The 22369-nt window shown below is 52.8% G+C and carries 20 protein-coding genes and 1 tRNA gene; 10 read left to right on the top strand and 11 right to left on the bottom strand.

Going from position 1 to position 22369, the window contains the following annotated elements; genetic code table 11:
• Window positions 1–32 precede the first annotated feature (32 nt).
• Both Q0X97_RS02475 and putP read right to left on the bottom strand, forming a co-directional pair.
• Complete coding sequence (locus tag Q0X97_RS02475) at window positions 33–656, bottom strand: riboflavin synthase subunit alpha (protein ID WP_302065666.1); 624 nt, start codon at window positions 654–656, stop codon at window positions 33–35.
• A gap of 138 nt (window positions 657–794) precedes the next feature.
• The gene (gene putP, locus Q0X97_RS02470; RefSeq protein WP_302065667.1) at window positions 795–2291 is read right to left on the bottom strand and encodes a sodium/proline symporter PutP; all 1497 of its coding nucleotides are present in this window, start codon (window positions 2289–2291) and stop codon (window positions 795–797) included.
• 189 nt (window positions 2292–2480) lie between these two features.
• Here putP and Q0X97_RS02465 point away from each other — a divergent pair, with 189 nt between their 5' ends.
• Both Q0X97_RS02465 and lgt read left to right on the top strand, forming a co-directional pair.
• Entirely contained in the window at window positions 2481–2615 is a 135-nt protein-coding gene (locus Q0X97_RS02465; protein WP_302065668.1) for a hypothetical protein, read from the top strand.
• Between the two features lie 34 nt (window positions 2616–2649).
• A complete protein-coding gene (gene lgt, locus Q0X97_RS02460; protein WP_302065669.1) occupies window positions 2650–3504 on the top strand; it encodes a prolipoprotein diacylglyceryl transferase in 855 nt (284 codons plus the stop codon).
• A 78-nt stretch (window positions 3505–3582) separates the two neighbouring features.
• Here the strand turns inward: lgt and trmB are convergent, their stop codons facing one another.
• The 8 genes from trmB to gyrA all read right to left on the bottom strand — a co-directional run bounded on the left by trmB (window position 3583) and on the right by gyrA (window position 14651).
• Window positions 3583–4296 carry a tRNA (guanosine(46)-N7)-methyltransferase TrmB gene (gene trmB, locus Q0X97_RS02455; RefSeq protein ID WP_302065670.1) on the bottom strand — a complete coding sequence of 238 codons (714 nt, stop codon included), beginning with the start codon at window positions 4294–4296 and terminating at the stop codon, window positions 3583–3585.
• Between the two features lie 152 nt (window positions 4297–4448).
• Window positions 4449–5198: an ABC transporter ATP-binding protein gene (locus Q0X97_RS02450; protein WP_302065671.1), complete on the bottom strand. Its 750-nt coding sequence runs from the start codon at window positions 5196–5198 to the stop codon at window positions 4449–4451.
• A gap of 3 nt (window positions 5199–5201) precedes the next feature.
• The gene (locus tag Q0X97_RS02445) at window positions 5202–6143 is read right to left on the bottom strand and encodes an iron ABC transporter permease (protein ID WP_302065771.1); all 942 of its coding nucleotides are present in this window, start codon (window positions 6141–6143) and stop codon (window positions 5202–5204) included.
• A gap of 221 nt (window positions 6144–6364) precedes the next feature.
• Window positions 6365–7156 (bottom strand): hemin ABC transporter substrate-binding protein, encoded by a 792-nt coding sequence (locus tag Q0X97_RS02440; protein WP_302065672.1) that lies wholly within the window; start codon window positions 7154–7156, stop codon window positions 6365–6367.
• A 317-nt stretch (window positions 7157–7473) separates the two neighbouring features.
• On the bottom strand, window positions 7474–8511 hold the full coding sequence (locus tag Q0X97_RS02435) for a ChuX/HutX family heme-like substrate-binding protein (RefSeq protein ID WP_302065673.1): 1038 nt from the start codon (window positions 8509–8511) through the stop codon (window positions 7474–7476).
• Between the two features lie 82 nt (window positions 8512–8593).
• Window positions 8594–9250: a class I SAM-dependent methyltransferase gene (locus tag Q0X97_RS02430; protein ID WP_302065674.1), complete on the bottom strand. Its 657-nt coding sequence runs from the start codon at window positions 9248–9250 to the stop codon at window positions 8594–8596.
• Between the two features lie 77 nt (window positions 9251–9327).
• Window positions 9328–11559, bottom strand: coding sequence for a TonB-dependent hemoglobin/transferrin/lactoferrin family receptor (locus Q0X97_RS02425; RefSeq protein WP_302065675.1), 2232 nt, complete (start codon window positions 11557–11559; stop codon window positions 9328–9330).
• A 320-nt stretch (window positions 11560–11879) separates the two neighbouring features.
• Window positions 11880–14651, bottom strand: a complete 2772-nt coding sequence (gene gyrA / locus Q0X97_RS02420; RefSeq protein WP_302065676.1) for a DNA gyrase subunit A — start codon at window positions 14649–14651, stop codon at window positions 11880–11882.
• 469 nt (window positions 14652–15120) lie between these two features.
• On the opposite strand from gyrA, the gene Q0X97_RS02415 reads away from it, so the two are divergent.
• The 6 genes from Q0X97_RS02415 (at window position 15121) to Q0X97_RS02390 (ending at window position 19974) form a co-directional block, all read left to right on the top strand.
• Window positions 15121–16389 carry a mechanosensitive ion channel family protein gene (locus Q0X97_RS02415; RefSeq protein WP_367881728.1) on the top strand — a complete coding sequence of 423 codons (1269 nt, stop codon included), beginning with the start codon at window positions 15121–15123 and terminating at the stop codon, window positions 16387–16389.
• A gap of 12 nt (window positions 16390–16401) precedes the next feature.
• Entirely contained in the window at window positions 16402–16851 is a 450-nt protein-coding gene (nudB, locus tag Q0X97_RS02410) for a dihydroneopterin triphosphate diphosphatase (RefSeq protein WP_302065678.1), read from the top strand.
• Window positions 16852–16916: 65 nt separating this feature from the next.
• A complete protein-coding gene (hscB, locus tag Q0X97_RS02405; RefSeq protein WP_302067667.1) occupies window positions 16917–17420 on the top strand; it encodes a Fe-S protein assembly co-chaperone HscB in 504 nt (167 codons plus the stop codon).
• Between the two features lie 117 nt (window positions 17421–17537).
• Window positions 17538–18188, top strand: a complete 651-nt coding sequence (locus Q0X97_RS02400) for a hypothetical protein (RefSeq protein WP_302065679.1) — start codon at window positions 17538–17540, stop codon at window positions 18186–18188.
• Between the two features lie 32 nt (window positions 18189–18220).
• Entirely contained in the window at window positions 18221–19174 is a 954-nt protein-coding gene (locus tag Q0X97_RS02395; protein WP_302065680.1) for a nucleoside hydrolase, read from the top strand.
• Window positions 19175–19491: 317 nt separating this feature from the next.
• Window positions 19492–19974 carry a GNAT family N-acetyltransferase gene (locus Q0X97_RS02390; RefSeq protein WP_302065681.1) on the top strand — a complete coding sequence of 161 codons (483 nt, stop codon included), beginning with the start codon at window positions 19492–19494 and terminating at the stop codon, window positions 19972–19974.
• Between the two features lie 70 nt (window positions 19975–20044).
• On the opposite strand, the gene Q0X97_RS02385 is transcribed toward Q0X97_RS02390, so the two are convergent.
• A complete protein-coding gene (locus tag Q0X97_RS02385; RefSeq protein WP_302065682.1) occupies window positions 20045–20605 on the bottom strand; it encodes a pseudouridine synthase in 561 nt (186 codons plus the stop codon).
• Between the two features lie 142 nt (window positions 20606–20747).
• On the opposite strand from Q0X97_RS02385, the gene icd reads away from it, so the two are divergent.
• Both icd and Q0X97_RS02375 read left to right on the top strand, forming a co-directional pair.
• Window positions 20748–21986, top strand: coding sequence for an NADP-dependent isocitrate dehydrogenase (icd, locus tag Q0X97_RS02380; protein WP_302065683.1), 1239 nt, complete (start codon window positions 20748–20750; stop codon window positions 21984–21986).
• 238 nt (window positions 21987–22224) lie between these two features.
• Window positions 22225–22318, top strand: a tRNA-Ser gene (locus Q0X97_RS02375).
• Window positions 22319–22369: the final 51 nt, after the last annotated feature.

The raw sequence follows: 22369 nt of genomic DNA, 5'->3' as shown, positions 1-22369 counted from the left end.
GTTTGCCGATCAATACGGAGCGGCAAGCCTCGTCAAACCGCCTTGCCGTCGCGCTCCGCCAAAACCCGCATCACGGTATCCACCACCGCTTGGGTTTGCGGATCCACTTCGATATTGATCACATCGCCCGTTTTGCGGCTGCCGAACAAAGTCCGCTCCAAAGTTTCGGGAATCAGATGGACGTTGAATTCGGTATCGCCCACCTCGCCGATGGTCAGGCTGCAACCGTCCAAGCCGACAAAGCCTTTCGTTAAAATATAAGGTTTCAATTCGGCAGGCAGAACAAACCAAACCGTGCGGTTGTGTTCGTTTTGCTCGATGCGGGTAATGGCGGTGGTGGCGATAATATGGCCGCTCATCAGATGCCCGCCGATCTCGTCGCCGAAACGGGCGGCGCGTTCGAGGTTTACCAAGCTGCCCGCTTCAAGCAAACCGAGGTTGGTTTTGGCCAGCGTTTCCGCCATCAAATCGAAATCCACTTCCCTGCCGTTGATTTTGGTAATGGTCAGGCAGCAACCGTTGTTGGCGATTGATGCGCCGATTTGCAGGTTGTGCGCCATTTCTGCGGGCAGCTCGACAGTGTGCGTGCGGAAATCGGCGGAGGGTTTGCGAACGGCCGTAATCCGCCCCATGCCTTGTACGATGCCGGTAAACATGTTGTTCCTTGTTTGAAAAGAGGGATGCGGTATTGTATATCATTGTGATACCGCCATCACGCCGCAGCCGATATTTCTCCGATCCCATGCAAGAGGCCGTCTGAAAAACTTTCAGACGGCCTCTTCGTAACCTGCCGGCTATTTCGCCAAGCGGTATGCTTTGTCGGCTTCCTCAAACTTATCCTGCACTTTTTGCGGTGCCTTGCTCAAAAGCGACACTACCACAATGGCGATAAAGCAGGCGATGAAGCCGGGCACGATTTCATACAGGCTGCTGCCGGTTAACGGTTTCCACGCCACCACGACCACAGCACCGGCGATCATGCCGACCAGCGCGCCGAGAGCGGTCATGCGTTTCCAAAACACCGATAAAATCACCACCGGCCCGAATGCCGCGCCGAAACCGGCCCATGCGTAAGACACCAAGCCCAGCACCTTGCTTTCGGGGTCGGCGGCGATAATGATGGCAATCACGGCCACGGCCAGCACCATCAAACGGCCGATCCACACCAATTCTTTTTGCGGCGCATCGGGGCGCAGGAAGCCTTTGTAGAAATCTTCGGTAATCGCACTCGAACACACCAGCAGTTGGCAAGACAAAGTGGACATCACCGCCGCCAGAATCGCCGAAAGAATGATGCCGGCAATCCACGGGTTAAACAGCAGCGTGGTAAGCGCAATAAAAATGCGTTCGTTGTTGCCGCCCATCGCCACCGCCTGATCGGGATTGCCGCCGAAATAGGCAATGCCGAAATAGCCTACCGCACAGGCACCGGCCAAACACAGAATCATCCACGTCATCCCGATACGGCGGGCGGATACCAGCGATTTCACGTTCTCCGCCGCCATAAAGCGCGCCAGAATGTGCGGTTGGCCGAAATAACCCAAGCCCCATGCGGCGGTGGAAATAATGCCCATCAGCGTGGTGCCGGCCAGCAGGCTGCCGTATTCTTTGCCGGTGGAAACGGCCACGCTTTGGATGGCGGCGTTCATTTCATCGGCACCGCCCAAGGCCAGATACACCATAATCGGGGTCAGAATCAGGGCGAAAATCATCAGAGTGGCCTGAATCGTGTCCGTCCAACTCACCGCCAAGAAGCCGCCGATAAAGGTATAGGCAATAGTTGCGCCCGCGCCGAGCCACATGGCTTGCGTGTAGGTAACGTCAAACAGGCTTTGGAACAGGCGTGCTCCGGCCACAATGCCGGAAGCGCAATAAATCGTGAAGAAAAACAGAATGATGGCTGCCGAAATCACTTTCATCGCCTTGCCTTGCGCACCGAAGCGGTTGAAAAAATAATCGGGCAGCGTTAAGGCGTTGTTATTGTATTCGGTATGCACGCGCAGGCGGCCCGCCACCAAACGCCAGTTGAAATAGGCACCTATCGTCAGGCCGATGGCAATCCATGCTTCGCTCAAGCCGCCGACGTAAATCGCCCCGGGCAGACCCATCAGCAGCCAGCCCGACATATCGGAAGCCCCCGCCGACATGGCCGTTACGAAGCTGCCCAAGCTGCGGCCGCCGAGGATATAGTCGTCAAAACTGCGGGTGGAATAATAGGCCGCCATGCCGATCAGCAGCACGGCAATCAGATAAATTCCGAAGGTTACGTACATCGGATTAAAATTACCCATATAAACCTCAATTTCTTGCTTTTAAAAAAACCGCTTGCTTCACGCAATACGGCATCAATCGTTTCTTTTTCTATTTCACAGCCGCCCGAAAAACGGTTGTAGCGGCATTTAAACCCACGCTTTGACATTAGTCAATATTTGTTAATGCGCGTTTCACAACGCCGGATTAACGGTTATTAAAGAAGCAAAATGCCGTCTGAAAAAGCAGCTTACCCGCCTTGCCGGCCTTTTCAGACGGCCTCCCGTATGCCGCCTGCCATCCGATCCGCCGATAAAGCCTCCCGAACGGCCGCGCGCCCCCAAGCTCCTGCCCAACTGTTATAATGGCCGCCTTAAAAACACGAAGGCGATAATCATTATGATGATACATCCACAGTTCAGCCCCGAATTGTTCAGCATCGGCCCCTTTGCCGTGCGTTGGTATGCACTCAGCTACATTCTGGCATTTGTTCTGTTTATCCTGCTCGGCAGACGGCGCATCGCCCAAGGCAACTCCGTTTTCACCAAAGAAATGCTCGACGACCTGCTCACCTACGGCGTATTCGGCGTGATTTTGGGCGGGCGTTTGGGCTACGTGCTGTTCTACAAATTTTCCTACTACCTTGCCAATCCCGCCGACATCATTAAAGTATGGGAAGGCGGTATGTCGTTCCACGGCGGTTTTTTAGGCGTGCTCGCCGCCATGTGGCTGTTCGGGCGCAGGCACAATATCGGCTTCTGGCGCGTGGCCGATTTCGTTGCCCCGCTGGTGCCGCTGGGTTTGGCTTCCGGACGCATCGGCAACTTCATCAACGGCGAACTGTGGGGCCGCGTTACCGACATCAACGCATTCTGGGCCATGGGCTTTCCGCAAGCCGCCCATGAAGACTTAACCTCTGCCGCCCATAACCCGCAATGGGCGGAATGGCTGGCGCAATACGGCATGCTGCCCCGCCATCCTTCGCAGCTTTACCAGTTTGCCTTAGAAGGCATCAGCCTGTTTGTTATCGTATGGTTGTTTTCGAAAAAACCGCGTCCGATCGGGCAAGTGTCGATGGTGTTTCTCGCAGGCTACGGCATCTTCCGCTTTATCGCCGAGTTTGCCCGCCAACCCGACGACTACCTCGGTTTGCTGACTTTGGGCTTATCGATGGGGCAATGGCTGAGTGTGCCGATGATTGTTCTCGGCATTATCGGGTTTGTTTATTTCGGCAAACGCAACCGGCCGCTTTGATTGGTTAACGATACAAAAAAGGCCGTCTGAAACTTTTTCAGACGGCCTTTTACTTTTATATGCTGCCTTTATTTGGCTTTATTCCGCTTTGGTAAACACCAAATCCCATACTCCGTGCCCCAAGCGTTTGCCGCGGGCTTCGAATTTGGTTTCAGGGCGGTAATCGGGCGTGGGCGCGTAATCTTCGGCGGTGTTGCGCAAATTGCCGAAACCGCCCAACACTTCCAACATTTGCACGGCGTATTCTTCCCAGTCGGTAGCCAGATGAATGTAACCGCCTGTTTTCAGTTTCGGCAGAAGTTTGGCAATAACCGGGCTTTGAACCAAGCGGCGTTTGTTGTGGCGTTTTTTGTGCCACGGATCGGGAAAGAAAATATGAATGCCGTCCAAACTGCCGTCCGCCAGCATATTTTCCACCACTTCCACGGCATCGTGGCGCATCACGCGGATGTTGCTCACCTGCTCTTCTTCAATCAGTTTCAAGATATTGCCGACACCGGGGCCGTGTACGTCGATGGCTAAAAAATCTTTTTCGGGCAGGCGTTTGGCGATTTCCACCGTTGCCACACCCATGCCGAAGCCGATTTCGAGCACTTTGGGATTATCCCGCCCGAACCGCTGATTCAGATCAATGGCATCGGTTTGATAATCTATACCGAAATCCGGCCATAAAGTGTCGATGGCTTTTTGCTGGGCGGCGGTCATATGGCCTTGGCGCAAAACGAAACTGCGGATGCTGCGTTTGTATTGTTCAGGCACTTGGGATTCGTTGTGTCGGTTTTGTTCGGTCATGTTGTTTTGATAATTTGCAAGAAGTTGTTCAGAGGCCGTCTGAAAAGTTTCAGCCTCGCAAAACTTTTCAGACGGCCTGATATTAAAAAAGAAAGAAGCGTATTTTACTCGGCTTTTGCCATGTTGGCACCGTTTTCAGACGGCCTCGGCGGTCAAACCCTGAAATACACGCCCTGCCCGTCTTGAATCCGATGGATTTCCCAACCGTAAACGGCTTGCAGCCGTTCGGACTGCATCACTTCGTCCACGCTGCCGGTGGAAACGATTTTGCCTTTGTTCATCAAAATAATGTGGCGGGCGTAACGGGCGGCAAGGTTCAAGTCGTGCAGCACCATCACCGTGCTGAAATGCTTGCCGTGTGTGGTTAAGTATTGCATCAAACGGTGCTGGTGGCGGATATCGAGATGATTGCACGGTTCGTCGAGCAGCAGTATCGGGGCGTTTTGCAGCAGCGCGCGGATGATGTTGGCGCGCTGCTGTTCTCCTCCGGAAAGCGTGCCGATACGTTTCTCAGCCAAGCCGGAAAGGTCGAAATAATCCAACAATTCATCGGCTTGCCGTTGCGTTTGCTCGCGGTCTTTGTGGGTGCGGAAAGTATGCGGATAACGGCCCAGCTCGATGTATTCGCGCACGGTAAGCGGCATCTGGTATTGCCCGTGCTGGCCGACCCAAGCCACTTTGCCCTGCTTGAGCTGCGGGGCGACATCGGCACAGAATAGGCTGACATTGCCTTTCCCCGCTTGCCGTATCAAGGCTTTCAGCAAAGTGGATTTGCCTGCTCCGTTGGGGCCAATGATGGCGGTGCAGCAATCGTTCGGCAGCGATAATTCTTCCACGGAAAGAATGGTTTTTCCTTTGGTTTCCACATTTAAGCGGCTGATTCGGAAAGAAATGTTTTCCATGATTTATCCTTTCCGCATCGGTTTGACAAACAGCCACATAAAAAACGGCCCACCCAGCAAGGCAATGATGATGCCGACCGGCACGTCGACCGGATAGGTTATCCAGCGTGCCGCACTGTCCACCGCCAGCAAAAACACCGCCCCCAGCCATGCCGAAAGCAGAATCAATTTGCTGCGCCGCCCGCCAACCGCTTGCGCCAGCACGTTCGGCACCATCATGCCGAGAAAGCCGATAACGCCCGATAACGAAACCGCCGCACCAGTGAGCAAAGCCGCGCCGACTACGGTTTGTACCCGCGTCGCATTAACCGAAATCCCCATGCTGACCGCCGTGTCTTCGCCCAACATCAAACAATCCAGCCGCTTGCCCGCCCAAAACAGCAACACCAGCCCGACCGCCATCACCAGCGCAGCATACAACGGTGAAGTAAATCCCGCTTCGGCCAAACTGCCCGATAACCAAATGGTTGCGCTGCGCAATACCATGTCGTCGGATAAAAACAGAATCAGGCTCACGATGGCCGCCGAGAACGCGCTCAACACAAAGCCCAGCACCAGCAGCCCCAACGTGCCGCCGCCAAACAAACGGTGTATGGCGAGAATCAGCAGGCACACCACCAACGCTCCGGCAAAAGCGGCCAGCGGCACGCCGATCGCTCCCACGCCGAACGCCAGCACGATAATCACCCCCAATGCCGCGCCGCCGGAAGTGCCGATCAGGCTCGGGTCGGCCAGCGGGTTTTCAAACAAAGCCTGCAACGCCGCCCCTGCCGCCGCCAAAGCCGCGCCGACCAACAGCGCGGTGGCGACGCGCGGCAGGCGTATGCTTTGCACGGTTTCGTCCATCCGGTGCGGCGGCTGCCACTCGCCGAAACCGATACCGGCACAGAACCAAACAAGCGCGGCGGTAAAGATGAGGCAGAGAATTAAATTTCGGAATTTCATAATCAGGAAAGTAAGTGGGTAAGCGTTTGTTTCAGACGGCCTCTTGTTATTTACTCCATGCAAGCCGTCTGAAAGAATCATAACCGTAGGGCGGGCATCCCTGCCCGCCGCATTTGGGCTTTTTATTGATCGGGTACATGGCAGGCAGGGATGCCCGCCCTACTTGGAGTATTTTCAGACGGCCTCCGCGATTGATCGAGGCCGTCTGAAAACCGGCCGCGCTACTTCGCCAACCCGTTCAACTTTTTCACAACCTGCGGCGTATCCAAGCCGTAGCGGAACATATCGTTGGCTTTCCACAGATAAATCTTGCCGTTTTTGGCGGCGTTGCTGCCGGCGATTTCAGGGCGGGCGGCGAATTGTTTGGTGCCGCCGATCAGTTTTTCGTGGTGGTCGGCGATGATGATCACGTCGGGTTTGGCGGCGATCCATGCTTCGCGGTTGAGCGGTTTCATGCCGTCGAGGCTGGCTGCCGCGTTGATGCCGCCTGCGCGTTTGATGATTTCGTCGGCGGCGGTGTTTTTACCGGCGACGATGCGGCCGTCGTAGCTGAAAAGATAGCGTTTGCCGTTTTGCGACTGCTGTTTCATTTCGGCCTGCCATTTGCTGGCCAATGCGTCGGCTTGGGCGGTTTTGTTAATCAGTTTGCCCACGGCGCGGATGCTTTGAGGGTAGGCGGCGATGCTGTCGTCGGGGGCAACGTTCACGGCATTGACACCGGCTTTTTTCAGGTTGGCGAAAATGGTGGCCGGCTGCACCATCCACGAACCGATTGCCACGTCGGGTTTGGCGGCGATAATCGGCTCGACGGTTAATTGGCGGTGAATGCCGATGCTGGGTTTGCTTTTCAACACGGGGTTTTGAACGGTTTGGTCGCGGGCAACGATTTCGTTGGTAGCACCCAATGCGACAACGATATCGGCCACGTCGGGCGACATCACCACGATGCGTTGGGCGTAGGCGGTTTGCAGGGCGGCGCACAATACGGCGGCGGCGAAGATGGTTTTTTTCATGTGTTTTTCCTTTTGGGATATGGGGTTTTCAGACGGCCTTCGGTGTATGGAGGAGGCCGTCTGAAAGGTTTGGTTAAGACTTCATGCTGTTCGGTGAGGCGGGCATCCTTGCCTGCCGAATTTGGGCTTTTTATTTGTCGGGCACACGGCGGGCAAGGATGCCCGTCCTACTTTATAGTCAATCAACACATTTTTAATACAAGGCAGCAAGCCGAAGACAGTACAAATAGTACGGCAAGGCGCAGCAACGCCGTAGTAAAAGTTAAGTTGATTGACTATAGACGGCCTCGATGCCTGTCTGAAAACCTTACCAAGCATCAACCTGCCAGCAGCTTATCGGTAATCTCGCGCCATGCTTCGAGTTCCGGCTCGCCTTCTTGTCTTCTGCCGAAAATCTGAATCACGGTTTTGCGGCGGTTGTCGAAACCTTCCACGCAGGTAACAAAGCCGTCACGTATCGGGCGGCGCACCACCCAAGTTTCGACGATTTCGTCGTCTTTCAGGTGCATGCTGAAGCCTTCTTCTTTGCCGTCGAGCACGTTGAGATAGCCGCGGGCGCGCACGACGTTGTGCACTTTGCCTGTCTGAATCTGCACGAGGCCGCGGTTGCCGGCGAAAATCATGATTTCGATGCCGCGGTCGCGGGCGGCTTCGAGCACTTGCTGCCATGCGTCGTGATTCAGCAGTTTGGTTGCGCCTTCGGGGGCGTGGCGGTAGGCGGTTTGGCGGTCGAGATTGAATGTTTCCAACAGGCCGCCGAAGTGGTGCACGTCTTTCAATTCGTTCCAACGCTCTTGAAACGCGGCTTCTTTTTCAGACGGCAGCGCGGGCGAGGCGGTTACGGGCGGCAGTTCGCCGGTTTGGAATTCGGGCTTGCCTTCGGTGCGGAACGCGTCGAGCAAAGCCTGCCACTCGGTTTCTTTGCCCTCTTCACGCATAAAGACTTTCTGCACGGATACGCCGAATTCGTCGTAAAACTGAATCGAGCGGGACACTTTTTCGCCGTCGCGGTTGGTAACGGCCAGCACATGATGCCAGCGCGCCGGAAAAATCCGCAGGTCGATGCCGCCTACGTTCACGGCGATGCCCGAAGTCGGCGCCATGCTCACGTTTTCATACACGCCCTGCTTTTCGTGCACGCACACGCTGTTGCGCACGATGCACTGCACCAAACCCAGCGTGTGCAGTTTCAACACGATGTCGCGCACATGGTTTTTGCCGCCGAGATAAACCGTTTCCGGCGCGTCGGCCATCAGCGCGCCTTCGCTCACGCCCAAATCGGCGGCGGCTTCGCGCGGGAAATACATGCCCTTCTTTTGGGCTTTGTTGGCTTGGTATTGCTCCCAAAGATTCATTCGATTCTGCTCCTTCTTTTTTGTCTGTGCTTTTTCAGACGGCCTCTTGAACATCAAAAACGCCTGTTTGAAAAACATGACATTATGCCGTTTTTTCAAACAGCATTTCTATATAAACGCGGTCGGTCAGATTGCCGCTTTTATCCACCGCCTTATCTTGTCTGGCCATCTGAAAACACAGGCGCAAAGGCAGGCCGCGGGTCAGCGCCACGACATCATGCGGTTCGTAAAGCGTAAACCCGTAAGCGCAAAACGGCAGCGTCTGCATAAAGTTTTTCCCGCAAAAACTCAGGCACAAACGCCCGCCGGTTTTGAGCACGCGGCAGATTTCTTCCATTAACGCCGCCGGATGTTCCCAAAAATAAAGCGTATTGATGCTGATGATTTTGTCGAACGCATGGTCGGCAAACGGCAACTCCGCGCCATTATACAGATGGTAATCGGCAAGCCCCGCGTTGATAAAGGCTTGGTTGAATGCCGCCGCTTCTTCGTGCATCAAAGGTGAAGTTTCCACGCCCGTATAGTGCAGCCGCGCCGCCAGCGACAACACATACCCCAGCAAGCCGCCGTTGCCGTAGCCCAATTCGAGAACGCGGTCGCCGTCGTTCAAACCCAACGTGGAAAACGCGTTCACAATCAGCGAAAGATTGCGCAAATTCATGGCCTGGCCGAACGCTCTGCCCATCTCGCCATGCGGACAACGGAGCTGGGCGGCGGTTTGTTCGAGGGTGGGTTGCATGCTTATTCCTTAACACAGAGGCCATATTTTTCAGACGGCCTGTCTGAAACCCCTATCGAGGCCGTCTGAAATTACGGTTAAAACTTCAACTGCAACGAAGCGGCGACATTGCGGCCGGGCTGGGTGTAGGTATCTATCGTGCCGAGGTTTTCCACGCCCGCTACGTCGGCGTGCTGCCAGTATTTCTTGTTGGCGATGTTGTAAACATTCAGGCCAAGCTCCAGATTTTTAAGCGGCTTGTACCAAACGCCCGCATCCCACACGCCGTAGCCGGGTGCTTTGAAAAAGGCGGGGTTGCTGGTGCGTTTCTGCGCCGTTGCCCAGCGCAATTTAGTTCCTGCACCCCATTTTTCTTGCGCGTAATCCACCCCCAGCACGCCGTTGAGCGGGTAGGCGGTGTCCAGCGGTTTGCCTTCGCCGTCTTTGCCGCGCATCCAAGCGATGCTGGTGCCGACCTGCCAGTTGTCGTTAAGTTTCACAGCGGCGGCGGCTTCGATGCCGTAGGTTTTTACTTTATCCAGATTGTCGTATTTGAACACCCGAATCGGGCGGCCGCCTGCTCCCTGCTCAATCCCGACCTGCGTGCGGTTGATGAAATCGCGGTAACGGTTGTAGAAGGTGGTTACCTGCGCTTTGGTGCGCCCGTCTTTATATTTCAAACCCAGTTCGACGCTGTCGGAATGTTCCGATTTCAAGTTGTTGTTCGGAATCACTTTATAGCCGTGCTGGCTGTTGTTGAACGACATTGTGGCCGTATCAAACGGCGGCGTGCGGAAGCCGCGCGAATATGTGGCGAAGCCGGTAAACGCCTCGCCGAACGGCACGCTCAAACGCAGGCTGGGCGTGAACGAACTGTCGTTAAAGTCTTTCGGCAGGCTGTCTGGCCTGCTGTTCAGATAGGCTTGGTCGATTTGCGGTTTGAGCTTTTCATGCTCGAAACGCAAGGCCGGCGTCAGCACGATGCCGTTGGGAAACGCCAAGCTGTCTTGCGCATAAAGGCTGAGTGTGCGGCGGCGCGAATCGGGGAAGGTTTTGTTCGGATACAGCGCACCGGCGTACATATGGCTGATGCTGCCGTCGCGCCCCACCGTGGTGCTTTCGCGGGTGCGCTCGGTGTCAGTTTGCTTGAATTCCGCGCCTGCCACAATGGTGTGTTTCAGACGGCCTGTGTCGGCTTCAAACACGCCGCGGGTATTGATGCCTTGGGTGGTTTGGTTGAAACCGTAATCGGAATAGCGGGTTCCGTCTTCAGTGATGCGTCCGGCCATGCGGGCGGTTTCATCAGTAACCGCATCGTCTTCCGATTTCAGCCTTTGCCGGTAAACGTGGACATTGGCTTCTTTCAAGGCGGAATCGCCGCGGTAGCGGTAGCCCAATTCGATACGCTGGCGGCGGGCGCGGTCGTCCGACGAACTGGATGTCGTTGTGGTTACCCGCGGACCGCGCGGCGCACCCGTGCCCAAAGTATTGAGCAAATCGGTTTCTTTTTTGCGGTAAAAATGCTCGAACAAGGCTTCTACGCGGTGGTTTTCATTGCCCGCATCGCCTTTAGCTAAGATATTGTAACTGCGGAAATCTTGCGGATTCGGTTTGGTACGGCTGCCGTTGCGCGTATCGACGCTGCCGCGGTTTTTACTTTCATGGCCTTGGCGGTGCGTGAGCATCAGCAAACCTTGTGCATTTTCCGTATAGCCCGCCGCCGTTGCCGTTACGCCGTGGCTGCGGTCGCGGCTGCGGTAGCCGTGTTTCAGGCCGAAATGGAACGGTTTTTCGGCATCCACAAAATCAGCAGGCGAATAGGTGGAAAGATTGACCACGCCGCCCAAAGCATCGCTGCCATACAGCGCAGAATACGGGCCTTTCACAATATCCACCTGCTTCAAAGTATCGGCTTCCACCAAATCGCGGCCGGAAACCGCCGCATTGCTGCCGCCGCCCGCATAGGCTTCGGGAACGCGGATACCGTCCACCATCATCAAAATGCGGTTGCCGCCGATACCGCGGATATTCACCCCCGCATTGCCGCGGCGGCTGTTGTCGGTCGGCACGTCCACACCCGGCTCGTACAGCACCACATCATCCAAATCAGCTGCCGCCGCACTATCCAGATCTTTACGCGAAACCACCGCCACATTCGGCGCGGCCTTATCCAAAGTCTGCGCGTGGCGGTCGGCAGTTACGGTAACGGTTTCCAGTTTTGCAGTCGATATTTTGGTTTTGGGCTTCCCTTCGGTTTCCGCAGCATATGTACCGGCGGCGGAAACGGCAAATACGGAAGCAACGGCACAGGCAAGAATTTTCAGTTTCATCTCTATCACCACACCAAATAATAATAATTCTTACTTATATTCTCTTTTAAAAAGTAAAGCAAGTGATATAGCCGTAAAACCCAATCATTTTATGGTGTTACGTAACCCTGCCGCTCCTAACGGAGCCGCCCCCTTCCAAACAAAATGGGATAACGGGGCATGGAACATCGGATTTCATGGCCCTATCGTACCGCCTTCAACCCACATCTTGTAACCATCAAAAAGTTTCATAACCGGCGGTTGGTAAAGCCGATGAAAAATAAAAGGCCGTCTGAAAATATTTCTATTTTCAGACGGCCTTTAACAACATAAATTAAAAACTAGGCATTACCTTCGCCGTTATCAACCGGTTCGATGGCGTTCTCCACGCCTCCATCTCCGGCTTCCGCTTCATCTTCTTCCGGTTCGGCCACGCGTTCCAGACTAACCAGCGTTTCTCCTGCATCGAGATTAATCAGCTTCACACCTGCCGCCGCACGGCCTGTTTCGCGGATTTGCTCAACTTTGGTGCGGATCAATACGCCGCCGCTGGTAATCAGCATCAAATCGTCGGTTTCCGCCACCAGTGTCGCGGCAACCAATTCGCCGTTACGCTCGCCGGTGTTGATGGCAATGTTGCCCTGCCCGCCTTTTCCTTTGCGGCTGTAGTCGGCAATCGGGGTGCGCTTGCCGTAACCGTTTTCCGTGGCAGTCAACACCTGCAAGGTGGCGTCTTGCTCGCATTCCGGCGAGAAGGTAATCAGGCTGACGATGCGGCCGTCTGAAGGCAGGCGCATGCCGCGCAACCCGCCGCTGCCGCGACCGGACGGGCGTACGCCGTTTGCTTTCGGCGAGGCGGTTTCGTTGCTATCATCTTCGGCCGCATCGGTTTCGATGCCGTCTGAATCTTCGTTTTCGCTATCGGCATCTTCCGCTTCGTTGCTGCGTTCCCAATATTCATTGAAACGGATGGCTTTGCCGAGGTTGGAGAACAGCATGATATCGTCGTTACCGCCGGTTTTGGCGACACCGACCAAATGATCGCCCTCTTTCAAAGCAATCGCTTTAATACCTTGGCTGCGGACGTTTTTGAATGCGCTCAGTTGGATTTTTTTCACCATGCCTTGCGCGGTTGCGAAGAATACATATTCGTCTTCGGGGAATTCGCGTACCGGCAGAATTGCACTGACTTTTTCGCCCTCATCCAACTGAATCACATTGTTAATCGGACGGCCACGACTATTACGTCCTCCTTCGGGTAGTTTGTATACCTTAATCCAGTGGCATTTGCCAAAGTTGGTGAAACACATCAGATAATCATGGGTATTAGCGACAAACAAGGTTTCAATGAAATCCTCGTCTTTGGTTGCCGCAGCCTGTTTACCACGTCCGCCGCGACGTTGAGCTTGATAGTCGGTAGTCGGCTGGGTTTTGATATAGCCTCCGTGCGTCAGCGTTACTACCATTTCGCGCGGCGGAATCAGGTCTTCGTCGGCAATATCGCCGCCGAACGGGTTGATTTCGCTGCGCCGCTCGTCGCCGAACTGTGCTTTCACTTCTTCCAATTCGGTGCGGATAATTTCGTCGATACGTTCCGATTTAGCCAAAATATCCAGCAAATCAATAATGTTTGCCATGATGTTTTTGTAGTCTTTAACGATTTCGTCCTGATCCAAACCGGTCAGGTTACGCAGGCTCATGCGCAAAATGGCATCGGCTTGCAGCTCGCTTAAGAAATAGCCGTTTTGCTGCAAACCCAATCCCACCGACAGGTTTTCAGGGCGCGCCATCGTCAAATCCAAATCGGTGCGCGAAAGCATGTCTTCCACCAAAGCGGAACGCCACGGACGGGCCAGCAGCTTTTCTTTGGCCTCGGGTGCATCTGCCGATTCTTTAATCAAGGCGATCATTTCGTCGATATTGGATAAAGCAACGGCTTTACCTTCGGCGATATGGCCTTCATGGCGGGCTTTTTTCAAGCGGAATAAGGTGCGGCGGGTAACCACTTCGTGGCGGTGGCGGATAAATTCGCTCAAAATCTGTTTCAGATTCAGCAAACGCGGCTGGCCGTCCACCAACGCCACCATATTGATGCCGAAGCTGTCTTGCAACTGCGTGAGCTTGTAAAGCTGGTTTAAAACCACTTCGGCATTTTCGTTGCGCTTCAGTTCGATAACCACGCGCATGCCTGATTTGTCGGACTCGTCGCGCAAATCGGAGATGCCTTCCAGCACTTTGTCGCGCACCAACTCGCCGATTTTCTCAACCAGCTTGGCTTTGTTTACTTGATAAGGAATTTCGTCAATGATGATGGCTTCGCGTTCGCCGTTTTTACCGATGGGTTCGATATGCGTTTTACCGCGCATCACCACACGTCCGCGGCCGGTTTTGTACCCTTCGCGCACACCGCTCATGCCGTAAATCGTGGCTCCGGTGGGGAAATCGGGCGCTTTGATGGTATTAATCAGCACATCGATATCGGTTTCCGGATCCGCCAACAATTGCAGACAAGCATTGATGGTGTCGGGAAGGTTGTGCGGAGGAATATTGGTCGCCATACCGACGGCGATACCTGAAGAACCGTTTACCAAAAGAGCCGGAATTTTAGCCGGTAAAATCAACGGCTCGTTTTCGCTGCCGTCGTAGTTGGGGCCGAAATCTACCGTTTCTTCTTCAATATCCGCCAACATTTCGTGGGCGATACGCGCCATGCGGATCTCGGTATAACGCATGGCTGCCGCACCGTCGCCGTCGATCGATCCGAAGTTGCCCTGACCGTCGACCAACACGTAACGCATGGAAAAATCCTGTGCCATCCGCACGATGGTATCGTAAACCGCGCTGTCGCCGTGGGGATGGTATTTACCGATAACGTCGCCGACGATACGGGCGGATTTTTTATACGCGCCGTTCCAATTGTTCTTCAACTCGTGCATCGCATACAGCACACGTCGGTGAACCGGCTTCAAACCATCGCGCACATCGGGCAGTGCGCGGCCTACGATCACGCTCATGGCGTAATCAAGGTAACTGCGGCGCATTTCTTCTTCGAGGCTGATGGGGATGGTTTCTTTGGCAAAATGGTGATCGTTGCGGATAGTTGCGTCGGTCATAATGATTCTGATATTTCGTAGAAAAAATTTATGCGGGATTTTAGCACAAAATAGGCTTTATTTGGCGTAACGCAGTATTTCAAACAAAGATTTTTGCTCCTGTACGCAAATATGTTTTCAGGCGGCCCGAGCAAAAACCAACGGGCGGCGAACATGTAAAACAAATAAAAAACATCAGGCCGTCTGAACACTTTTCAGACGGCCTGCGGGTTAAATAGTTACTTTCGGTATCGGCAAAAAGCTGCGGTTTCACGTATAATGCCCTCCAATTTTACAACCCCCTTACTTAACCAGCAGCATGTCTCACTTATCTATCGACAATTTACACATTTCAGAAAATATCGGATTTTCCGGTCTATCCGATTTTTTTACCGGCTTGTTTGCCCGCCAACAATTCACTTCCCATTTATTAGAACGCAGCTTTTACCAGCCTATCGGTTGGGTGGAATTGGGCATAACGCTGCTCGTAATGGCGTTTACTTTTTGGCTTTCCACCTATCTGACAAAAAAACATCTACCCGACACTCCGCAACATAAAGGCTTTCTCCGGCATATCGCCCGCCGTTTGGCTTGGCCTTTATTGATGCTGCCGACAGCGATTGCCACACTGTCATGCTGGCATCTTTCCGGATTCAACGCCCTTTGGCTTCAATTATTGGTTATGGCCGCGCGCTGGATGATTCTCATCCGCCTGACGCTTGCCGTCGTTCATGCTGCCTTGCCTGAAAACAAAATGACCGACTGGCTGGAACGCTTCCTCTCCGGTGCATTGTGGGTTGCTTTCCTGCTTTGGGTTTCCGGCATCGACACCATTATTACCGACGGCTTGAAATCCGTCGTATTGCCGATTGGTTCGGCCAAACTGAATCTCTACACCGTTTTAACGGGCTTGGTGTGGGTAGCCATCATAATGGTCTTCGCCTTATGGCTAGCACGTTTCATCGAAGGCCGTCTGATGGACAGCACGCGGCTGGATATCAACCTGCGCATCGTGCTGTCTAAAATCGTCAGAACCCTGATGATCGTAGCCGCCGTGTTGATCGCACTGCCGTTGGTAGGCATCGACCTGACCATATTATCCGTATTCGGCGGCGCATTGGGTGTCGGTATCGGTTTCGGGCTGCAAAAAGTAGCCAGTAACTACATTTCCGGATTCATCATTTTAGGCGACCGCTCCATCCGCCCGGGCGACCGCTTGACGGTAGACAACTTTACCGGCTACGTAACCAAAATCACATCCCGTTATGTGGTTTTGCAAAGCGCAACCGGTTCCGAAGCATTGATTCCGAACGAAACTTTTGTAACCTCTACCGTAATCAATGAGTCTTACACCAGCAAAGCACTGTGGCAAAGCCTGAATATCCAAGTGGCCTACCATACCGACCTGACAAAAGCCTTGAGTATTCTGGAAGAAGCGGCCGCCGCACAGGAGCGTGTCGACGACAACCCCGCACCTAAAGCCGTGATTACCAATTTCGGTGAAAACGGCATCGATTTGCGCATCGGCTTTTGGGTGAAAGACCCCGAAAACGGTTTTGCCGTATTGTTTTCCACCATTTTGCTCGATATCTGGCAACGATTTAACGAGCAAGGCATCGAGTTCCCCTTCCCGCAACGTGAAGTGCGCATTCTCAATGAAGCACAGGCTCCCAGCGACATGGCCATTCTGCAGGCTTCTTTAAAATCACAGGCGGAAGATACCCGTGTCGATACACCGTTTGACAAGCAAGAAAAATAAAGAGAGATAAACATGTCGGCCAAACCTTTGAAGCAGCCCGTTTCCGTATTGGTTATTCTGCATGACGGCCAAGGAAACGTGCTGCTGATCGAACGTGCCGACCGAGCCGGTTTCTGGCAATCGGTAACCGGCAGCATAGAGCCTGGGGAAACGCTCGAACAAACCGCCTTACGCGAAGTACGGGAAGAAACTGGCATCGTGCTTTCAGACGGCCAACTGAACAACTGGCACGAATGTAACGAATATGAAATTTACCCGCATTGGCGGCACCGCTATCCGGAAGGAACAACCCGCAATACCGAGCATGTATTTTCCGCACAAATCAACCACAATACTCCCGTTAAAATAGATTTGCAGGAACATACTGCATGGCAATGGCTTCCAATCGGTGAGGCAGCGGAACGCGTGTTTTCGCCGTCCAATAAAGCTGCAATTTTAAACCTGCATAAGCATTTGTTTTAATATTAATTTTATAGGATAATATGCAAACTCTGAAGAATATCTCTTCAATGATTGCTTTAAACATGATGAATCAATACTTTGATCTGTTCGGGCTAGAACCCTGTTTCGATATCGATACCGAAACATTGGAGCAGGCTTACCGCCTTCTGGCCGCCCGGTTCCATCCGGATAAATTTGCAGCAACGTCGGCATTAGAACAAAAACAGGCCATGATGATGGCTTCCACCATCAATGAAGCCTACCGTATCCTGAAAAATCCAACCGACCGGGCCGCATATTTATTGAAGCAGCAAGGTATTGATGCAGATTCGCCGGAGCACACGCTATTTCCACCCGAATTTTTAATGCAACAGATGGAATGGCGGGAAATACTGGAAGAAGCCCGCGTCGCCAAAGATGAAGCCGCCTTGGTTGCATTAAGCGCAGAAATTGCAACCGAGCAACAAAATTTGCACGAAAAACTTCAGACGGCCTTTTCAAACAAGCAATACGAAGATGCGGCCGCAGAAGTGCGCAAAAGCCGTTTTTTAGACAAGCTGCACCAAGAAATACAAACCGCCCTCCCCTAAAAACTATTGGAAGCCCAAAGTGATTTTCATTATTTGCTAAACACATTTTCAACAAATCAAAACATCATGAAACGGATTACCTTACTTGCTGTCTCCCTACTGCTCTCAGCCTGTCAGATGAATGACGATGAAAGCCGCCGCAGTAAAATTTTACGTTTTATCGCCCAACATCCGGTTGCCGCACAAGCCATCGGCTTAGAGGGCGGAGATTCCACCAATCTGACCAGCAATGCTGCCCGCTTTGCCAAAAATACCGGCCTTAACGATACCGCCAACGGCAAGGGTAAAGGCACACAGGTAAATGCCGTGCGCAACGCGCTATGGCAAGCGGCTATCACATCGCGTTTCGGCAGCGAAATTGCAGAAAAAGCAGGGAACGCTTCCGAACACAACTCGTTTATACGGGAAGGCAAAACCGAATATTTCAGCCGTTCCGCAGCCGACTTGGCCGTTGATTTGCGCAACAACCGCCTCGGCCGCCAACTGGGCGCTTCCAATCCCAATATGGAAATGAAAGCCTTGAGCCAAATCGTATTGGAGCACTTTTATAAAGACGGCTTATGGACGGCCAAACCGGTTACTGAAAAAGGCCGCAGATACTGGCGTATCAGCCTTACTAAAATCAGCCGCGCCGATTACCAAACCGCGCTCAACAATTTGAAACCGCTCAACAACAACGGTTTTACCGAAGAAGAACAAATCCAGCACGATGCCCAAAAAACGAATGAAATCAAACAAACTATCAAAGCCATAAACAGCGTGCAGTAACATCCGTCATCCACCGCTAAAGGAATAAGGACATGTCTGAAAAAATCCGTCTGATTATCGATACCGACCCCGGGCAGGATGATGCCGCCGCCATTTTGATGGCACACGGCTTGGCCAAACGTGGCCTGATTGATTTCATGGCCATTACGGTTGTTGCCGGCAACGTCGGCCTACATCACACCGCCAACAACGCCCGCATTATTTGCGATTGGGCGGGAGAAAAAGACTTTCCTGTTTATGCCGGTGCCAGCAAGCCTCTTCTCCGCCAATTGGTTACGGCCGAAGAAGTGCATGGCAAAACCGGTTTGGACGGAGCGGAGCTGCATGAACCCGTGTGCCCGTTGCAACCCGTGCATGCCGTTCCCTATCTGATCGACACTTTGCGCAAAGCCGACGATGCCAGCATCACGCTGTGCCCCATCGGGCCGCTGACCAACATCGCCCAAGCCTTGAGCCTTGCCCCCGATATTACCCGTGCAATCAAAAAGATCGTGTTGATGGGCGGTAATTATTTTGAAGCCGGCAACATCACACCGTCTGCCGAATTTAATTTTTACGTCGACCCCCATGCCGCCCAAATCGTGCTGCAAAGCGGCGTTCCGATCACTATCTTACCGCTCGACGTTACCCATAAAGCCTGCATTACCACCCCGCGCATGGATGTTTTACGCAACCAAGGCAACGTAAATGGCCGCCGCTTGGCCGACATTCTGCAAAGTTACGAGCGTTTCGATACGCAAAAATTCGGTTTGGAAGGCGGCCCCCTGCACGACCCGTGCGCCATCACTTATGCCGTTTTCCCTGAATTCTTTAGCGGCAAAGATTGCAACGTAGAAGTTGAAACCCAAAGCAACTTAACTTTAGGAGCTTGTGCGGTAGACTGGTGGGGCACAACGGGCAAACCCGTCAACGTCCACTGGGTTACGGAAGTGAATGCCAACAAGATGTTCCACGAGCTGGCAGAATCCATCAAGCAGCTTCCTTAAAATCCAAAGGCCGTCTGAAACACTTCAGATGGCCTTTGCTTAAAACCCTAAAATATTGATAATTCCCAATTATTCCAAACCACTATATCCGCACTGATTTCCGCTTGTGCCAATAAAGCAACGTTTAATTCAAACCACTTTTAAAAACGGAATAAATACAGTATCTTTCCATAAAAATTTTACGGCACGAACATAACCTCCAATTATAAAAAAAGCAGCTTGAAATCTTAACTTTACCTCCCATTCGACCCGATATTTTTTCAGACGGCCTTATCTGTTTAACAGGCCGTCTGAAATCGCTTAAACAAGAATGAATCATGAGCCTGATTACCGTCCTCCGCCCCGCTGCTCCGCACGACTGCGAACATATTTACAATGCCCACCAATACTCCGTGCAATACACATGTGCCCGCAGCTATAACGACCAAATCCTCAACGCTTGGCGCAAACTGCTCAGCCCCGACAGCTACCTCGACACCATGAGCAACCCCAACAAAGCCTTATGGGTAGTCGAATACCGCGGCAACATCCAAGGTTTTTTCCAACTCGACCTTAAAGATGCACAGCTTGATGCCTTGTATGTGCACCCGTTCGTACACAATCAAGGCTTGGGCACTGCCCTTTTGCAACGTGCCGAAGAATTGGCCATTGATGCGGGGTTGAGCCTCATCAAGCTCTATGCCTCGCTCAACTCGGTTACTTTCTACAATCTGAACGGTTACGAATCACTCGGCAGCGCCGTGTTGCCATTAAACCGCGAAGTAAAAGTAGAATGCGAGCTGATGCGCAAATACTTGTAAGCGAGCCTAAACACATCCGATAAGTAACGAGGCCGTCTGAAACTTATTTTCAGACGGCCTCTGCAACACATCAGGGCTTTTGCCCGCAGAATGCCCATTCCCCCAAATCCAAGCCCAACTCAAATAAATTCAGACGGCCTACTGCCACCCGCACCAAACGCAAACAAGGATATCCGGCCTTTGCGGTCATCCTCCGCACTTGACGGTTTTTCCCTTCGGTAATCTTAATTTCCAACCAAAAATCGGGAACCGTTTTGCGCTCGCGCACAGGCGGAATGCGCGGCCACAGCTTCCCGGTTTCCGATGCATTTAAAAGCCGTACTTCGGCAGGCCGCGCCACAAAATCCCCCAAATCCACGCCTTTGCGCAAAATATCCAGTTTGGCTTCATCGGGAGAGCCTTCCACCTGCGCCCAATATGTTTTCTCTTTCCGATATTTGGGCTCGGCAATCTGCGCCTGCAAACGGCCGTCGTCGGTAAGCAGAAGCAAGCCTTCGCTATCAGTGTCCAACCGGCCGGCCGGATAAAATTGCGGCACATCAATATAATCTTTCAAACATTCATGCTTTTCATGCGGTGAAAACTGGCAAATTACCCCATACGGTTTATTAAAAGCTATTAAATTTTTCATCTGTCTGCCCACTCAGTTTCAGCAACCGCTATTCTACAATAAGCCCCTAGCGCAAGAACCAAAAATCAAGCATAATCGGCGAGCGTTATGCGGCCCCAAGCCGCCCCCAGAAGAAAAGAACCCGATAAAAACAGGAGACACCATGAGTCATATCAAAGTACCCGCAGAAGGCCGAAAAATCATTCCCGGCCAAGCGATTCCAAACAACCCGATTATCCCCTTTATCGAGGGCGACGGCATCGGCGTAGACATCACCCCCGTTATGAAAGCCGTTATTGATGCCGCCGTCGAAAAAGCTTATGGTGGCGAGAAAAAAATCCATTGGATGGAAGTTTACGCAGGCGAAAAAGCAACCCGCGTATACGGCGACAACGTTTGGCTGCCAGAAGAAACTCTGGAAGCCCTGAAAGAATATTCCGTATCCATCAAAGGCCCGATGACCACGCCCGTAGGCGGCGGCATCCGCTCATTAAACGTAGCCCTGCGCCAAGAATTAGACTTATACCAATGCGTGCGCCCCGTGCGTTATTTCAACGGCGTACCCTCTCCGCTCAAAGACCCCAGCAAAACCGACATGGTGATTTTCCGTGAAAACACCGAAGACATTTACGCCGGTATCGAATGGGAAGCTGAAAGCGACAACGCTAAAAAAATCATCAACTTCCTGCAAAACGAAATGGGCGTGAAAAAAATCCGCTTCCCCGAAACATCGGGCATCGGCATCAAACCCGTTTCCAAAGAAGGCACCACCCGCTTGGTGCGTGCGGCCATTCAATACGCCATCGACAACGACCGCGACAGCGTAACGCTGGTTCACAAAGGCAACATCATGAAATTTACCGAAGGCGGTTTCCGTGATTGGGGCTACGAATTGGCACAAAAAGAATTCGGCGCACAATTAATCGACGGCGGCCCGTGGTGCAAATTCAAAAACCCGAAAACCGGCAAAGAAATCATCGTGAAAGATGCCATTGCCGACGCTTTCCTCCAACAAATCGTATTGCGCCCCGCCGAATATGACGTAATCGCCACCCTAAACCTGAACGGCGACTACATTTCCGACGCACTGGCCGCCCAAGTAGGCGGTATCGGCATCGCTCCGGGAGCCAATATTTCCGACAAATACGCCGTATTTGAAGCCACCCACGGCACTGCACCCAAATACGCCGGTCAAGACAAAGTAAACCCCGGTTCTTTGATTCTTTCCGCCGAAATGATGTTGCGCCACTTAGGTTGGTTTGAAGCGGCAGACTTAGTAATCGAAGCAATGGAAAAAGCCATCGGCGACAAGCAAGTTACCTACGATTTCGCCCGCCTGATGGACGGTGCCAACGAAGTGTCTTGCTCCGCTTTCGGCCAAGCCATGATCGAGCGCATGTAAACCGTTATTCCGCCAATCAACCCGCACCAACCGAGTGCGGGTTGTTTTTTTGCCAGACCGAAATACGCCGGCGCAACCATGTCGGGCAGCACTGCATGATAATTCGGTTATCAACTATAAAAAATGAATTCAAATTTAATTCAGCCACTTATTTTTCCGCCCCGCCAAAACCGCAAAATCCTCGGCCCAACTTGCTTGACACCCATAAAATAGTCATATATAGTTCACATCTCTTTACGGAGAATTGGCTGAGAGGCTGAAGGCACTCCCCTGCTAAGGGAGCATGTGGGCTTAAACCTGCATCGAGGGTTCGAATCCCTCATTCTCCGCCAGACACTAATCCCAAACTGTTTCGGTTTGGGATTTTTTATTGGGCTTTCCCG

It is taken from the genome of Neisseria sp. MVDL19-042950 (genome assembly GCF_030504625.1).
In the GTDB taxonomy this organism is placed as follows: domain Bacteria; phylum Pseudomonadota; class Gammaproteobacteria; order Burkholderiales; family Neisseriaceae; genus Neisseria.
The sequence above is the reverse complement of the archived record's forward strand: the minus strand, read 5'-3'. Positions and strand labels throughout refer to the sequence as shown.

Excerpts from the sequence above, each read along its gene's own strand:
- Q0X97_RS02400 (WP_302065679.1), top strand. The coding sequence starts at position 17,538 with ATGAATGACGATGAAAGCCGCCGCAGTAAAATTTTACGTTTTATCGCC.
- Q0X97_RS02395 (WP_302065680.1), top strand. The coding sequence starts at position 18,221 with ATGTCTGAAAAAATCCGTCTGATTATCGATACCGACCCCGGGCAGGAT.
- Q0X97_RS02435 (WP_302065673.1), bottom strand. The coding sequence starts at position 8,511 with ATGAATCTTTGGGAGCAATACCAAGCCAACAAAGCCCAAAAGAAGGGC.
- hscB (WP_302067667.1), top strand. The coding sequence starts at position 16,917 with ATGAATCAATACTTTGATCTGTTCGGGCTAGAACCCTGTTTCGATATC.
- icd (WP_302065683.1), top strand. The coding sequence starts at position 20,748 with ATGAGTCATATCAAAGTACCCGCAGAAGGCCGAAAAATCATTCCCGGC.
- Q0X97_RS02440 (WP_302065672.1), bottom strand. The coding sequence starts at position 7,156 with ATGAAAAAAACCATCTTCGCCGCCGCCGTATTGTGCGCCGCCCTGCAA.
- Q0X97_RS02385 (WP_302065682.1), bottom strand. The coding sequence starts at position 20,605 with ATGAAAAATTTAATAGCTTTTAATAAACCGTATGGGGTAATTTGCCAG.
- Q0X97_RS02475 (WP_302065666.1), bottom strand. The coding sequence starts at position 656 with ATGTTTACCGGCATCGTACAAGGCATGGGGCGGATTACGGCCGTTCGC.
- putP (WP_302065667.1), bottom strand. The coding sequence starts at position 2,291 with ATGGGTAATTTTAATCCGATGTACGTAACCTTCGGAATTTATCTGATT.
- nudB (WP_302065678.1), top strand. The coding sequence starts at position 16,402 with ATGTCGGCCAAACCTTTGAAGCAGCCCGTTTCCGTATTGGTTATTCTG.
- lgt (WP_302065669.1), top strand. The coding sequence starts at position 2,650 with ATGATGATACATCCACAGTTCAGCCCCGAATTGTTCAGCATCGGCCCC.
- Q0X97_RS02430 (WP_302065674.1), bottom strand. The coding sequence starts at position 9,250 with ATGCAACCCACCCTCGAACAAACCGCCGCCCAGCTCCGTTGTCCGCAT.
- gyrA (WP_302065676.1), bottom strand. The coding sequence starts at position 14,651 with ATGACCGACGCAACTATCCGCAACGATCACCATTTTGCCAAAGAAACC.
- trmB (WP_302065670.1), bottom strand. The coding sequence starts at position 4,296 with ATGACCGAACAAAACCGACACAACGAATCCCAAGTGCCTGAACAATAC.
- Q0X97_RS02415 (WP_367881728.1), top strand. The coding sequence starts at position 15,121 with ATGGCGTTTACTTTTTGGCTTTCCACCTATCTGACAAAAAAACATCTA.
- Q0X97_RS02465 (WP_302065668.1), top strand. The coding sequence starts at position 2,481 with ATGCCGTCTGAAAAAGCAGCTTACCCGCCTTGCCGGCCTTTTCAGACG.
- Q0X97_RS02390 (WP_302065681.1), top strand. The coding sequence starts at position 19,492 with ATGAGCCTGATTACCGTCCTCCGCCCCGCTGCTCCGCACGACTGCGAA.
- Q0X97_RS02425 (WP_302065675.1), bottom strand. The coding sequence starts at position 11,559 with ATGAAACTGAAAATTCTTGCCTGTGCCGTTGCTTCCGTATTTGCCGTT.
- Q0X97_RS02445 (WP_302065771.1), bottom strand. The coding sequence starts at position 6,143 with ATGAAATTCCGAAATTTAATTCTCTGCCTCATCTTTACCGCCGCGCTT.
- Q0X97_RS02450 (WP_302065671.1), bottom strand. The coding sequence starts at position 5,198 with ATGGAAAACATTTCTTTCCGAATCAGCCGCTTAAATGTGGAAACCAAA.